Source organism: Curtobacterium sp. AB7 (assembly GCF_044909335.1).
In the GTDB taxonomy this organism is placed as follows: Bacteria; Actinomycetota; Actinomycetes; order Actinomycetales; family Microbacteriaceae; genus Curtobacterium.
Map to the genome: position 1 here is coordinate 18,915 of NZ_JBIYED010000006.1, position 13,429 is coordinate 32,343.

General features: G+C 65.2%; 17 protein-coding genes. 6 read left to right on the forward strand and 11 right to left on the reverse strand.

The features are described from left to right. Positions 1 to 586: 586 nt before the first annotated feature. Complete coding sequence (locus ABH929_RS13240; RefSeq protein WP_123294134.1) at positions 587 to 1,051, reverse strand: phage tail protein; 465 nt, start codon at positions 1,049 to 1,051, stop codon at positions 587 to 589. Positions 1,052 to 1,137: 86 nt separating this feature from the next. Between ABH929_RS13240 and ABH929_RS13245 the strand changes: the two genes are divergently transcribed. Further along, positions 1,138 to 1,617 carry a nucleotidyltransferase domain-containing protein gene (locus tag ABH929_RS13245; protein WP_404561567.1) on the forward strand — a complete coding sequence of 160 codons (480 nt, stop codon included), beginning with the start codon at positions 1,138 to 1,140 and terminating at the stop codon, positions 1,615 to 1,617. 30 nt (positions 1,618 to 1,647) lie between these two features. Here the strand turns inward: ABH929_RS13245 and ABH929_RS13250 are convergent, their stop codons facing one another. Continuing rightward, complete coding sequence (locus tag ABH929_RS13250; protein WP_205464107.1) at positions 1,648 to 2,037, reverse strand: DUF2510 domain-containing protein; 390 nt, start codon at positions 2,035 to 2,037, stop codon at positions 1,648 to 1,650. Between the two features lie 188 nt (positions 2,038 to 2,225). On the opposite strand from ABH929_RS13250, the gene ABH929_RS13255 reads away from it, so the two are divergent. Further along, entirely contained in the window at positions 2,226 to 2,702 is a 477-nt protein-coding gene (locus ABH929_RS13255) for a hypothetical protein (protein ID WP_404561568.1), read from the forward strand. On the opposite strand, the gene ABH929_RS13260 is transcribed toward ABH929_RS13255, so the two are convergent. From ABH929_RS13260 to ABH929_RS13290, 7 genes are all read right to left on the reverse strand, one after another. Further along, positions 2,688 to 3,458 (reverse strand): hypothetical protein, encoded by a 771-nt coding sequence (locus ABH929_RS13260; protein ID WP_404561569.1) that lies wholly within the window; start codon positions 3,456 to 3,458, stop codon positions 2,688 to 2,690. The genes ABH929_RS13255 and ABH929_RS13260 overlap by 15 nt on opposite strands. Before the next feature lie 223 nt (positions 3,459 to 3,681). Continuing rightward, positions 3,682 to 4,335, reverse strand: a complete 654-nt coding sequence (locus tag ABH929_RS13265) for a DUF3800 domain-containing protein (RefSeq protein ID WP_404561570.1) — start codon at positions 4,333 to 4,335, stop codon at positions 3,682 to 3,684. A gap of 281 nt (positions 4,336 to 4,616) precedes the next feature. Beyond that, positions 4,617 to 4,844: a hypothetical protein gene (locus ABH929_RS13270; protein WP_404561571.1), complete on the reverse strand. Its 228-nt coding sequence runs from the start codon at positions 4,842 to 4,844 to the stop codon at positions 4,617 to 4,619. 3 nt (positions 4,845 to 4,847) lie between these two features. Then, positions 4,848 to 5,615, reverse strand: coding sequence for a RelA/SpoT domain-containing protein (locus tag ABH929_RS13275; protein WP_404561572.1), 768 nt, complete (start codon positions 5,613 to 5,615; stop codon positions 4,848 to 4,850). 123 nt (positions 5,616 to 5,738) lie between these two features. After that, positions 5,739 to 6,293: a hypothetical protein gene (locus tag ABH929_RS13280; protein WP_404561573.1), complete on the reverse strand. Its 555-nt coding sequence runs from the start codon at positions 6,291 to 6,293 to the stop codon at positions 5,739 to 5,741. Positions 6,294 to 6,568: 275 nt separating this feature from the next. Next, positions 6,569 to 7,402, reverse strand: coding sequence for a hypothetical protein (locus tag ABH929_RS13285; RefSeq protein WP_404561574.1), 834 nt, complete (start codon positions 7,400 to 7,402; stop codon positions 6,569 to 6,571). A 78-nt stretch (positions 7,403 to 7,480) separates the two neighbouring features. Continuing rightward, on the reverse strand, positions 7,481 to 8,029 hold the full coding sequence (locus tag ABH929_RS13290) for a hypothetical protein (RefSeq protein ID WP_404561575.1): 549 nt from the start codon (positions 8,027 to 8,029) through the stop codon (positions 7,481 to 7,483). 931 nt (positions 8,030 to 8,960) lie between these two features. On the opposite strand from ABH929_RS13290, the gene ABH929_RS13295 reads away from it, so the two are divergent. Beyond that, positions 8,961 to 9,197 carry a tyrosine-type recombinase/integrase gene (locus ABH929_RS13295; RefSeq protein ID WP_404561670.1) on the forward strand — a complete coding sequence of 79 codons (237 nt, stop codon included), beginning with the start codon at positions 8,961 to 8,963 and terminating at the stop codon, positions 9,195 to 9,197. Between the two features lie 146 nt (positions 9,198 to 9,343). Here ABH929_RS13295 and ychF read toward each other — a convergent pair whose 3' ends face one another. Beyond that, a complete protein-coding gene (gene ychF / locus ABH929_RS13300) occupies positions 9,344 to 10,417 on the reverse strand; it encodes a redox-regulated ATPase YchF (RefSeq protein ID WP_404561576.1) in 1,074 nt (357 codons plus the stop codon). Between the two features lie 134 nt (positions 10,418 to 10,551). On the opposite strand from ychF, the gene ABH929_RS13305 reads away from it, so the two are divergent. The 3 genes from ABH929_RS13305 (at position 10,552) to ABH929_RS13315 (ending at position 12,805) form a co-directional block, all read left to right on the forward strand. Continuing rightward, complete coding sequence (locus tag ABH929_RS13305; protein ID WP_404561577.1) at positions 10,552 to 11,016, forward strand: hypothetical protein; 465 nt, start codon at positions 10,552 to 10,554, stop codon at positions 11,014 to 11,016. Between the two features lie 64 nt (positions 11,017 to 11,080). Beyond that, complete coding sequence (locus ABH929_RS13310) at positions 11,081 to 11,719, forward strand: exonuclease domain-containing protein (RefSeq protein WP_404561578.1); 639 nt, start codon at positions 11,081 to 11,083, stop codon at positions 11,717 to 11,719. 327 nt (positions 11,720 to 12,046) lie between these two features. Beyond that, positions 12,047 to 12,805, forward strand: coding sequence for a GntR family transcriptional regulator (locus tag ABH929_RS13315; RefSeq protein ID WP_123294141.1), 759 nt, complete (start codon positions 12,047 to 12,049; stop codon positions 12,803 to 12,805). Between the two features lie 150 nt (positions 12,806 to 12,955). Here the strand turns inward: ABH929_RS13315 and ABH929_RS13320 are convergent, their stop codons facing one another. Beyond that, positions 12,956 to 13,363 carry a tautomerase family protein gene (locus tag ABH929_RS13320; RefSeq protein WP_404561579.1) on the reverse strand — a complete coding sequence of 136 codons (408 nt, stop codon included), beginning with the start codon at positions 13,361 to 13,363 and terminating at the stop codon, positions 12,956 to 12,958. Between the last annotated feature and the right edge of the window lie 66 nt (positions 13,364 to 13,429).

Sequence of the window (13,429 nt, forward strand, 5' to 3'; positions counted from 1 at the left end):
TCGACGGGCCGCAGCGACGACTTGCGATGCCGCCCCGAGCACGCCGGGCACGATCGCTGCGAGCGCTCCGACGGGGTGACCGGCCGAGATGAGGATCGCCCCGCGATGAGCGCTCCGACGGTGAGCACCTGCGCACCGATGACACCCGTCAGGACGGCGACTGCCTCCGCTCTGCTCAGACGCTCGACGGCGTCAGCAGCGACCGCTTCGGAGCGGAGGTGGCAGCCGATCATCCGCTCGGCCGCTCCCGGAACGAGCCGCTCGTACTCGGCCAGGACGCGCGGAAACGCTACCGGTCCACTGCACATCTCCGTTGCAGCGATGTCGAGGACGTTGGCGTCCGCCTCTCCTCGGCTGCCGCCCGCTGTGCCGCTGACGCCCGCTTCTCGTTCAGCAGCTCCCGCATCGCCCGCGCTCGGGAGCTGTCCCCCGTGAACCCGACGTACAGGCCGTGCATCACCGCAGTCTTCACCAGAGTCGCCGTCATAGCCCATGCCCTGCCCTTCATCACCGGTTCGTGGTGACCAGGGTCGATCAGCGTTGCCTGCCGTACCAAACATTTTGCATGCACGGCTGCTTCGCCACGTCAGTACTCGCCCTTCACCACGAAGAACGAGCCGCGGATCGTGCCGGCGAGCTTCGACTTCTGCCGTGCGAACTTGAACTTGTCGGCGAGTTCCTCGGGCACGTCCATCCCGTCGGACAGCTTGAAGCCGACCGCACGCTTGCCGCCCGGTTCGAGCGTGTAGAGCACGTTGATCGCCAAGCCGGACTCGTAGAACACGTACGTCCAGCGCACGCCGTCGACGAGCGCTTCCGTGGCCTCGAGCGGTGGTGACGCGATGACCAGCCCGCGTTCCTCTTCGAGGACCCGCCGCACGTAGGCAACCAGATCCGGCACATCAGCCGCGGCGTGCGTGGTGAACACATGGTCGTACTTGTTCGCGAAGTACCGCGCCTCGTTGGCCCGGAGCCCGGCGAGTGCGTCGGCGACCGGCGAGGACTCCAGACCCACCGTGGACACGTTCACGAAGTCGACGACGTACGACATGGGGCCTCCTCGGGCGCTCGGACGGTCTGAATCTAGCCCCTCGACTCCCTCCCGAAGCCGCCGCGATCCTCCTACAGTCGATGATCGTGGAGGAAGCGTTTAAGCGAATCGACCGCGCCGCAGAACTGATCCGTGCTGCGCGCGAGGACATCGGCTTCTCGCAGGCCCACCTCGCCGAGGCCGCGGGAGTGGACTTCCCGGAGCTTTCCGACTACGAGAGCGGACGGAGCCGACCCCGCCCAAAGTCTCTCGAGCGCATCCTCACCGCTGCTCGCACCCGACCGAGCATTCCGCTCGCGGTCTTCGCGGACACGATCCTCGACGAGGCGAAACGCTTCCACCTCGAGAACGTCCGCGTCTTCGGCTCAGCCGTTCGAGGTCACGACACCGATCACAGCGACATCGACCTCTTGGTCAGCCTGACGCCCGTGGCTTCGCTGTTCGACCTCGGCGGATTCGCCCACGTGGTCGAGCACATCACCGGGTTCGAGGTCGATGTCCTCACCGATGACATCGAAGAGGACGAGCACTTCGCACCGGTCCTCGCCGAAGCTGTGCCGCTCTGACCGTGCGCGGCGTCAGCCGAGCTCAGCGGATCAGTTGATCCGTTCGAACACCATGGTGGCCTGCACCCGGTCTCCCCCACCGAACCCCGTGCTGCCCGACGAGGCGGTGGTGATCGTGTGGAGCCGGTATCCGAGCGCCGCCTGTGCGTTGATCGCCTTCTCGAGTTCAGTGAGGTTGCCGGATCCCGTCCCGAAGAACTTCTCTCGCAGTACCACCTGCAGGACCACGTAGCTCATGCCGTTCTGCGCCGGCCGAGGCTGCCCGCCCGCCGCGGCTTCCGCTTGGATACGGTCGATCACTCCGCCGATGCCAGCCGCGCCCGGTGCCTTCGGCTGCACCTGCTCCGTCCACGCGGAACCGTCCCACCACCGCATGGCGCCGGAGCCGTCGTCGTACCAACCTGCCTGTGGGTTCGTCATGCGCTCATCCTGGCGCACCCACGGCGCGATCAGTTGTTGAAGCGGAACGGGTGCCCCAGCTCACGTGAGGTGACGCTAGTGCAGAGATACGCGGAATAACGGGCATCGACGGTTCGCCGTCTGCAGGCGGGAGATGGCGAGTTCAGGGCCGTTTGCGGCACCGATGCGGCACGGCGAAAGGCTGGCGGATGGAGCCGCTGCCTGTCAGGGTGTTCGGCGTGAACCTTGAAGATGAGCGGCTCGAGTACCGGGCGAGGTTTAACAAGGAGGCTGGGCAGTCCGTCTTGGTGGCCATGGAACAACTGAGCGGGCTGCGACAGGCTGCCTCGGTCGGTTGGGGCCTAGAGGCGCGCCGAGTAAGCCGCTGGCAACCGTTCGACGCGTCATCCGTCCCCGGCCTGGTCCGATTGCGCCAGCTGGATTCGAACACCGTGCACGCTGGAGTGCTGATCGACGGTTGGCGACTCGAATCAGCCGACGAGACGTACTCCACGTTCTGCGACCCCAAGTCGTGTGCGAATCGGCCGGTGGAGACGACCGAAGAGCTGACCTGCAAGCGGTGCCTTGCCTCGAATCAGGTCCCGGAGAACCCGACCGACGTACGGGCGCTGATCGCCTGGCACGCGAAGGAGATCGAACGCCTCGTCGGACTATCGGGGCTTTGACGATCGACCCGGCAAGCTCCGTGGAAGTGTGTTCAAGCCCTCGAGTGCTGCTGCGAGTTCCTTCCGCAGCTTGAGGACCAACGTCTTATGCCGCGGCTCCAAGTCCTCGAGCGCTCGTTCAGCGATTACGGTGACCCGGCCCAGTCGATCGAGCAGCATGCGCTGCCCTTCGATCTCGGCCGCTCGCTCGACACCGATCCAGTCGCGGAGGCGGACAAGCTCGGGCAGTGTTCGCTCAATGAAGCGCCTGCGTGCGTCGTCTGGGGCAATGTAGTAGTCCTGCCTATCGACGATGCTCGTGAAGCTGTCACCGTGCAGCGCGTGCTCTTGGGCCGTCCACTCCTGCTCTTCGATGTAGTCGACGATGTCGGCCGGGTAGAGCGCGGCGGCAGTGCGGCCGATCAGTTCGGTGGTGGGCCAGGGCACACAGAGATCGGGCCCGTCGTAATAGGCGGGCGACGACTCGAGGTCCTGTCGATCCACGCGCAGGTACTGCGCCAGGGCAGGGACATCGTGGACAGTGATCGATCCGGAACTGTCCCGATTGAACTCCGCCAGCTCGAACGGGACCGACTTCCACAGCACGAGCTCCGCGGTCCGCCATTGCTCCACCGACGGATCAAACGCGGCTACAGCTTGCCGCTTCTGATCAAGTTCGATGTAGGCGCGCCGATCCTCCCACCGCACCTCGAGCCGCGCAGGCGAAACCCAGCGGCGCTCTCCTTGCCACTGGTCCTCGACCAGCTCGATGCGCACGCGAGGCGGGCTCTTGTCACCTACCGCGAGGACCAGTGCCTCGTGGAAGGCCGACGACCCTCGCCCGGTCCGGTACGCCCACCGTTCCCCTACGTCCGTGTCGCAGCCTACGGCGGGCGCTCGTGACGGTGGGGAGTGTTAAGCTTTGATCAAAGGTTCCACCCCGCTGAGAAGAACCCCTGGGTTCTGCCGTAAGGCTAGGCGGGGTGGTCGTTTGTCTGCGTCAGTACCAGCGTGTGTAGCCGTTGCGGAACAAGTTGAACTCAGACGTTCTCGCTGGAAGTCGCTTGATCCAGCTGTCGTCCTGGGACTCGAGCTCACGGAACTTCGCCCACGCGTAGTAGTCCGCGATCTGGCCGTTGACGTCTTCCTTGACCGGCTTAAAGAGGATCTTGTACGGCCGCCCCATCGTGGCGAGCGCCGGCTTCACAGTCTTGAGGAAAGCCCCACGCTGCTTCGCGGACAGAGCCGCGTCGAAGACCATAACGATCGGTTCGAACTCGGCCCTGATGGCGGTCATCAAGTACCGGCCGAGCGCTTTGCCGAAGATGCCGTAGAACCGTTCCGGTTCGCGGATTGAGCGGTGCGCGTAGTGCTTGTCGGCCCAGAGCGTGTGTACCCAGAAGTCCTCGCGGTCAGCGAGCACATCGATGACACGCTTCCGAGTGCCAGCGCTGTTGTTTGTCGCGTGGAAAGGGACCTGGTCATGCGCGTCGGTGGTCATGAACTCATACCTGAGCCTCACGAGGTCGCGCCCTGTACGTTCAGGATTGGCTGTCCACACCGCTGACATCACGAAGTGGTCGGTACCGGAGTCGCTGAAATCGAAGTTGCCCGACTCGTCGATGAAGACATAGAGCGGGCGAGCGGTAGGCACCATCGGAGACTATTCCAAGGACTGCTGAGTTCTACTGCGGGCCGCGCGAGTGTCGGACGGTCGACCGACACTCGACCTATGCCCGAGCACAAGCGGGCTCCCCCGGAGCACCCCGCCGTCGCCCTGCACCAGCCCGCCGCCCTCGACGTAGGGGCCGCTGGCAAGCTCCGGACGCTCGCTCCGCCGCGCACTATAGGGCGATAGAAATCACCTGGGCTAGCCGGCCTACGAGAGCTTGTCGCCGAAACCTGCCCAGGTCACGGGCGGCCGATGTGAGCATGCTAGGCGACGTCCGCGACCTCGCGGCCCTGGAAGTAGCGCGAGTGGGTCTCTTCGATCTGCTCCAGCGACTCACCAGTCAACGTGACGTACTCGATGTTGGGGTCACGGCGTTCGGCGTCGAGCTGCAGACGCCGCAACAGCGCGGCCCGGGATCCGCTTGCACCAGGGAAGACCGTAACGCGACGATCGCCGGAGCGGCGGTTGTACTCGATGAGAAAACCCGACACGAACTACTCCTCAACACCGCGCAGGCGAACCTGCATCGACTCAAATATAGCCTTGACCTCCGCGATGCGCTCACGGAGAGCTTCCTCGGCACGTGCCGCTCGCTCCTGGTACCCATGCAGTCTGTCCTCGCGCTGCGCTATTGAATGCATGAACTTCTGGTCACGATTCAGTCCGAGATTCGACGCCGATTGCTTCATCTCATCCATTATCAATTCCCACTCCTGCGTTCCGTGAAGGATCACCTCTAGATTGGCAACCTCGATGGTGGACATTGAGATCAGACTCTTTACAATATCGACTGAGGTATCGTCTTCCGGCAAAACCCCGTATCGAATTTCTCGCCCAACTACGTCGGCTGCTCGCTCGAACATGTTGGCCCACTGACCCTGCAGGTGGGTGCGAACTTGCACCTCCACCTTGCCCCGGGCAGGGAAGTTCAGAATCACGTGCACGGCCCTATATCCGCTATGCGGGCTTTCACGAAGGTCGTCCACTGCAACTTCGGCAACGTCGGAGAATAGTCCGGAAATAGCTTGCACTACAGCATCCTGGTCAGCAGTAGTCATTGCGCATTCGAAGCGGACACCAGCCACGTCCTGCAAGGATCCGATGTGGTAGTTCGACCCTAGCCTCACCAGCTTCTGCCGTAGCGTATCAACCGTCTTAGGGCGCGAGGCGAGTGCTATACGAGAGCCACCTAGAAGTGGCCGCCAGTCCTGATCCGAGATCCGCGATTGCACGTATGTCGCGAGCTCGTTATACCAGAGCATCACATCCGCGTAACTGAGTCCCGCGCGCGACGGTTCACTCTCCCCTCGCAGATGGTTCGAGAGCACTCTTAGGTCTCGGTTACTGAATGGCCGCTTTGTTGCATTCAAATCAAGAACGGACACTTAGCCGACCTTGGTCCAAGCACCGCAGCCGTTGGTCTCGAACACCTCGCCCGCCTTCAGTGTGACGGTCGCAGGGCCGCTGACGATGTTGTTGTCCACGATGTCAGCATCCGACCCGGCGCCGGTCTTCCATACGTAGTAGCAGTCGGACGAATCGGTCAGAGAGTAGATCCCGGGTGCGGTGTCTGTGCCTACGAGGTGCACTCCGTCGGCCATCTCGGACGCCTCGACCTTTTGCTGCCGAGCATTGAGAGTCTTCTGCTGCTCGTCGACCGCATCGATCTTCTCCTGCAGTTCCTCCTGCTTGTTCTGCCACTGCTCTTGTTCAGCGTCGGCAGCGTCCTCAGCATCGCTGGTTGCCTGTTCGCTGTCCTGGTAGTTCGAGATCTTCCGGTGAGCGTCCTGCAGACGGTCTTTGAGCGCGGAGACTTCAGAGGTTGCCTGAGCCGCTGATGACGCCCATCCGATGCCGAGCGCGATGGCAACGATGAGGCCCACCGCCGCGACGACTAGGGCTAGCGCGCGGGGCGATCGTAGAAGCTTGGTCGGGTTCATAGTGAGGATGACTCTAAGCGCTCGCAGACTGGTGCCGCGGCCCCCAAAGCGGGGAGACGCGCGGCCCCTTGAAGTGAGAGGGAGGCGCTCGTTCAGTACGTCGCGCCGGGGGTGATGCCGGCAGGCAGCGTGCTACACCGGAGTGTTGCCCGGAGGCGGGTCGGCCGGAAGCGGCAGACGCTTCCCGTCTGTCATGTACCGCCACTCGCCTGTCTCTTCGTACCGGCGCACGGTCTTGTAGTGCGCGTACAAAGGAGGCACCCCCACCCCGTTTCTCAATCCCCCTTCTGGTCCCCGTCCGGCGCAATCGCGTCCTCGTCCTGGCTGACATCATCTACGTTGACCGCAGTCGCCTTGCTCCAAATGGCTTCGTGGGCCGATCGGACTGCGGCGCTTGCTTGAACGTCGAGGGGGGTGATTACTGATACCCGCAGCCCCACACCATTCATGCTTGTGCTGATCATGTGGACCGCGCCGTCGTCGGGTATGAAGTAGCGGTCGTGGAGGTCTTGGCCTTCGACCAGCCGCACGTCCACTTCGTGCCGAGCCATTGTCATCGCTGCGGCGAATGGAGTGGCTTTCATCCCCTTGGCTTTTCTCTCGGTTGAACTCATTATGCGGGTCACGTTTGGCAGCCGCAACAAGTCCGGCAGTTGTTCGAGCTTGAGATAGGGGTCGATGATCATCACAGGCCCGAGTTCCGTGATTAGACCAAGGACTCTCGCATAAGCGATCGGATCCCCAGCACCAAGAACCGTTTGAAGAAACCCTGAGTCCGTAGCGCTTGATTCTGTGTCCAACGCATCGAGAGCCGCGCGACCTACAGCCGTGACTATCAGACCACTAGAGTGCTTCAGCGCCCATGCGAGTCGCACGAAGTGATCGGAGTAGGTCTCGGTTTCGGATCTCCCGAATATATTGCTGAAAGTTTTCCCCAGGTTTCCCGACTGCATCAGCGTCTGTGAGATACCTCCGATGGTGCGTGACGACCGGTCGGGCTGCTCCGCGTACGCATCGAGCTCCCGAGCGCTGGGGTGGTAGCCCGCGCGGTTGAGGGCGGCTAAGTAATGCAGGGCACGGTGGACATCTGGAGAAGCAAGCTCAGGCACGTTCTGAGGTTACCTTCGGTTGGCCCGACTCCTACGGGCTGCACACCTGGCTGGTGTGGCTGACTGTCGCGCTGAGCGCTACGGAATGCGAGTTGCTGCGATCTCCGCCTGTCGCTCCTGCTCGGCGTCGCGGCTGGCAATCAGCTGCTGCTCCGTCAGGTCCGGCTCGGGCAGTCCCCCACTCGTGACCTCGGCGTGCCCGCTGTGCACCATACGAGCGAGCTGACTGGCTGCGTAGCCCTTACGAGTGCTCAGGACATCCCGGACGCTCTTGCCTCCGATGGCCTTCTTGACCTTCACCTCGAGGTGGGTGCTGCTCTGGCGTCGGTCGAAGGCGTCGAGCGAATCGGCTGAAAGCCGTGTGGTACCGATACGTGCGGGCAGCGCGCCGAGGATCCGCGCGTCCACTCCCCCGGTCAGGTTGACGGTGCGGTCGCCGATGGTGATCTGTCCGTTGCGGGTGATCGCGACGTCGAGCCCGTCCACCGTGAGGCCCGTGTCCGGCACCCCGAGGCTGCGCAGGGTGCGTCCCCAAGTCTTCACTGCTTCGTCGCGTGCTGACACTCGCGCCTTGAAGTCCTCGACGGCAGCAGTGATTGCGGCGAGCCCTTCCTGCATCGCTTCCACGGAGATGTTGTCGTCGACCAGGAAGTCATTGAGCGCCTTCGTCAGCTTCTCGTTGCTCCCGAGGGCGTCACGTTCCGGACTTCTCGTGCCGTCGACCGTCGATCACGACGTAAGTACCCAGCTCTCCGCATGGCAAGCCGTTATGGGTCGGCACGAAGGGATGACAAGCGATGAGTGACGTATACAAGCGCGCAGATGGGAGCTACCGAGCGCGCTTTGAGTGGCGGGACGACGAGGATCGTCGTCGCGAAAAGATGAAAGTGTTCCGGCTGAACGGCGACGCGCAGCGTTGGCTCGACGACCAGCGGATTGCCTGGAAGGCAGGCGGCTGGGTCGACCCGAAGCACGGTGTTACCACGCTGCAGGACTACTTTGAGCAGTGGGCACCGCGGCAGCTGTGGGAGCCGACCACCGTGACGGCGATGACGCTAGCCGTGGACAAGTGCTCGTTCCGCAACGTTCGGCTCGACAAGCTACGCCGATCGCACGTCGAGCAGAGGGTTAAGGCGATGACCGCGGACCTGGCTGCGTCGACCATCCACACCCGAGTGAACAACGTCCGCAGCGTGCTACGTGCCGCGGTGCGCGACAAGTATCTCGGAGCCGACCCTTCAGAGGGCGTCGTTCTCCCCCGACGCCGACGCGCTGCGCGGGCAATGCGGATCCCCACACCTGCCGAACTGGCGTCCGTAATCGATGCCGCGGACGATTGGTTCAGGACGTACATCCGCCTGTGCGCGTTCGCTGGGCTCCGTCTCGGAGAGGCCTCTGCGGTTCAGGTCGGCGACATCGCGTTCCTCGAGAGGAGGTTGCAGGTCCGCCGTCAGGTGCAGCGTGCTGGTGGACGGGAGGTTCGAATATCGCCGCCGAAATATGGCTCGAACGAGACGTGTACGTGCCGGACGAGCTCACCGCGGCCCTCTCCTGGCACATGGCAGAAGTCGGAGTTCGAGGGGATGAGCGCTGGCTCTTTGTCGGGTCCGGGGGCAACCCTCCGCACGGCAACACCATCTACTACTGGTGGGCGAAAACCATTGCCGCTGCCGGCATCCAGCCCTTCAAACTCCACGACTGTCGCCACTTCTTCGCGTCAGGCCTGATCGCCGCTGGCTGCGACGTCGTGACCGTTCAGCGCGCCTTGGGCACCACTCCGCCACCGTCACGCTGAACACCTACGCGCACCTATGGCCGGACGCGGAGGACCGGACTCGTGCGGCAACCGCAGGCCTCATGCGCCAGGTTTCCGACACGAATGCGGCACTGGTGCGGCACCAAGTGGCGGATCCGCTCTAGATCCGCACAGATCCGGGGGTCTCAGTTGTTGAAGCGGAACTCCACCACGTCGCCGTCCTGCATGACGTAGTCCTTGCCCTCGATGCGGGCCTTGCCGGCAGCGCGGGCCTCGGCGATGGAGCCGGTCTCGACCAGGTCGTCGAACGAGATGACCTCGGCCTTGATGAAGCCCTTCTCGAAGTCGGTGTGGATGACGCCGGCAGCCTGGGGTGCCTTCCACCCCTTGCCGATCGTCCACGCGCGGGCTTCCTTCGGGCCGGCCGTCAGGTAGGTCTGCAGCCCGAGGGTGTCGAAGCCGATGCGCGCGAGCTGGTCGAGCCCGGACTCGGTCTGCCCGGTCGACTCGAGCAGTTCGGCGGCGTCGGACGGGTCGAGGTCGATGAGCTCCGACTCGACCTGTGCGTCGAGGAACACTGCCTGGGCGGGGGCGACGAGCGCGGCCAGCTCGGCCTTGCGGGCGTCGTCGGTCAGGATCGCCTCGTCGACGTTGAACACGAAGATGAAGGGCTTGGCGGACAGGAGTCCGAGCTCGGCGATCGGCGCGAGGTCGATCTTCGTCGCGGACAGCAGGGTGCCCTGCTCGAGCGCGGCACGGGCCTCGCGAGCGGTCTCGAGCACGATCGGCTCGGCCTGCTTGAGCTTCACGGTCTTCTCGTACCGCGGAAGCGCCCTGTCGATCGTCTCCATGTCGGCGAGGATCAGCTCGGTGTTGATGACCTCGAGGTCGTCCTTCGGGGACACCTTGTTCGCCACGTGCACGACGTCGTCGTCGGTGAAGCCGCGGACGACCTGCGCGATGGCGTCGGCCTCGCGGATGTTGGCGAGGAACTTGTTGCCGAGTCCTTCACCTTCGCTCGCACCCTTGACGATGCCGGCGATGTCGACGAACGAAACCGGCGCGGGCACGGTCTTCTCCGAGTGGAAGAGCTCGGCGAGCTGGTCGAGCCGCGAGTCGGGCAGGTTCACCACCCCGACGTTCGGCTCGATCGTCGCGAACGGGTAGTTCGCGGCGAGGACCTGGTTCTTGGTCAGGGCGTTGAACAGGGTCGACTTGCCGACGTTCGGGAGACCGACGATTCCGATGGTGAGAGCCACGGAAGAACAGCCTACCGGCGGCGGCCCGCCGGAACCGACCCGGGCCTCCAGTCCGTCCGTCAGAACCAGCGCAAGCCGGTCGTGGCAGCGTGGTCCCCGTCGCCCGGTTCGGACGACAGGACAGGAGGACGTCGATGTGGTTCGAACGCGACGAGCGCGGTGTGCACTCTGTGGGCATGGGAGCGCCGGGGCTGCGGCAGCGCTTCGCCCCGGAGACGCTCGCCGCCCTCGAGCAGGCCTCCCGCGCTGAGCTCGAGCAGCTGCACGACGCGATGGCCGAGCTCGAGGCGGACGTCCTGGTCGTCTACGACCCCGAGGACGACACGATCGACTACGCCGAGGAGGACCGCTTCCGCGGGATCCCGCTCCCCCGGAACTCCGGCTTCCCGGTCATCACGGGCGACCTGACCGCCGGATTCACCGAACACGTGGAGAGCCTGCCGCTGCGCTGGCGACTGGACGGCGTCGCGGTGGCCTTCGAGATGGTGGGCACGCTGCTCGCGCCGTACTGGAAGCGCGAACGAGCCCGCCGGACGGCGACGTGGCGCGCGACGGCACGACGCCGGCGCAGCGGCTCCCGCTCGGCACGACGCCGCTGAGCGTCCGGCCGCAACGCCGAGGCGGCTTCCGGCGATGTCAGCGCCCCGTGCGACGATCGGAACCGTGCCGTTGAACTTCACCGCGATCGACTTCGAGACCGCGAACAGCTCGCCCGCCAGTGCGTGCTCCGTCGGACTGGTCAAGGTCCGCGCGGGCCGGGTCGTCGACCGGGCGTCGTGGTTCATCCGCCCACCGTTCGGACACGACGCGTTCCTCGAGTGGAACACCCGGATCCACGGGATCGTCGCCGAGGACGTCGTGCGAGCGAAGACGTGGGAGCAGCAGTACCCCGACCTCGTGGCCTTCGCCGAGGGTGACGTCCTGGTCGCGCACAACGCCCGGTTCGACATGGGCGTCATCGCCGGTGGGTGTTCGGCCACCGGCATCGACCTCGCCGAGCACCACTCGATGTGCTCGCTGGCGGTCGCCCGCAAGACCTACACGCTCGACTCCTACCGACTGCCGGTCGCTGCCATGGCCGCCGGGTTCGAGGGCTTCCAGCACCACGACGCCGCCGCCGATGCCGAGGCGTGTGCCGCGATCGTCATCCACGCTGCGGGCCACCACGGCACCGACACGGTCGAGGCCCTGGGCGCGGCGACCCGCGTGACGATCGCTCCGGTCCGGGCCCGTGCCGAGAAGCCCAAGACCTCGACGCCGCAGCCGCGGCTGTCGAACCGCCCGATGGTCTTCGCCGACTGAGTCGGAAGTCCCTGTGGCGCGGGCGACCGCGGCACGACGCTCATCGTCGAGCGCGGTCGCGTTCCGGCTCGACGAGCTCGAGCGAACAGGCGGCACGCGGATCGTCTGGTCGATGACGAGCCCGTAGAACCTCATGTCGCGCGTGATGGGGGTGTTCGTCAACATGGACGAGTTCCTCGGCGGCGACTTCGAGAAGGGCCTCGCCAAGCTGAAGGCTGCGGTCGAGCGCTGACGGGAGTGGCACACCGGGGAGCAGAGCACCCGGTGGTATTGTCACGACAATCCCTCGGCATCGCTGCCGAACCCGCAATTCCCCGAAGGACCGCGATGACCAACGAAGGCCAGCTGCCGTCCGACCTGTTCATGGACCTGGACCGGTCGGGTCCCATGCCCCTCTACTTCCAGGTGGCCTCGCGCATCGAGGAGTCGATCCGCTCCGGTGTGATGCCTCCCGGCGCCCGTCTCGAGAACGAGATCGCGCTCGGCGAGCGCCTCGGGCTGTCCCGCCCGACGATCCGCCGGGCGATCCAGGACCTCGTCGACAAGGGACTGCTCGTCCGCCGCCGCGGCATCGGCACACAGGTCGTGCACGGCCCGGTGACCCGCAAGGTCGAGCTCACGAGCCTGTACGACGATCTGGCGCAGGGGTCACAGGCACCGGCCACGAAGCTCCTCGAGCGCAACGACGTCCCTGCCTCGGACGAGGTCGCCGCAGCTCTGAGCATCGAGCCCGGCACGATCGTGGCGCACATCCGCCGCGTGCGGTTCGCCGAGGACGTCCCGATGGCGATCCTCGAGAACTACCTGCCGCCGGAGTTCCTCGAGATCACCGACCAGGACCTGCAGGACCACGGGCTCTACCAGCTGCTCCGGGGCCGTGGAGTGACCATGCGGGTGGCGAAGCAGCGGATCGGTGCCCGCGCGGTGACCGACGAAGAGGCCGGTCTGCTCGAGATCGAGGACGGCGACCCCGTGCTCACCATGAGCCGCACCGCGTACGACGCCTCGGGCCGTGCAGTCGAGTACGGCGTGCACTGCTACCGCCCCGACCGCTACTCGTTCGAGGTCACCCTCGTCGACAAGTAGGCGGTTCGCGCTGTCCGCCTGACGTCGAGGTTCCACGAACTGCCGCACGAGTGACGCCGAGGTTCCACGGATGGCCGCCGAACGCCTCGAGATGCCGAGATTTCGGAACCTCGGGGCGGACGGACGGGACGGGCGGGCTCGCGCGGGCACTCAGGCCGGCGCGGGCACGCCGAGCTCGCCGGTCACGTACTGGGCGCGACCGAAGCCGAACGACCAGTCCTGCGGGCCGTTCTCGACGTAGCCGATGAAGACGTCCTCGGACGCGACACCGATCGCCGCCAGGGCGTCGTGGATCGCCGCGTACAGCGCCGTCTTCGCCTCGTCGGTGCGCCCGCGCTGCGTGAAGACCTGGATCACGACGACGCCCTCGGTGCGCTCGAACCCCAGGCCGGCGTCCTCGGCGATGATCTGCTGCGCCGGGTGTTCGGTGATCACCTGGAACCGGTCGCGCACGGGGATCCCGTACACGTCGACGATGGCCTGGTGGATCGCGTCGGCGATGGCGCGCACCGCCTGCGGCGTGCGGCCGGTGGCGAGGTCGATACGGACGAGCGGCATGGTGCCTCCTGCAGTTCGGGACTTTGTCCTGACAAACTAACATGGATCGATACCCGGCAACAGACG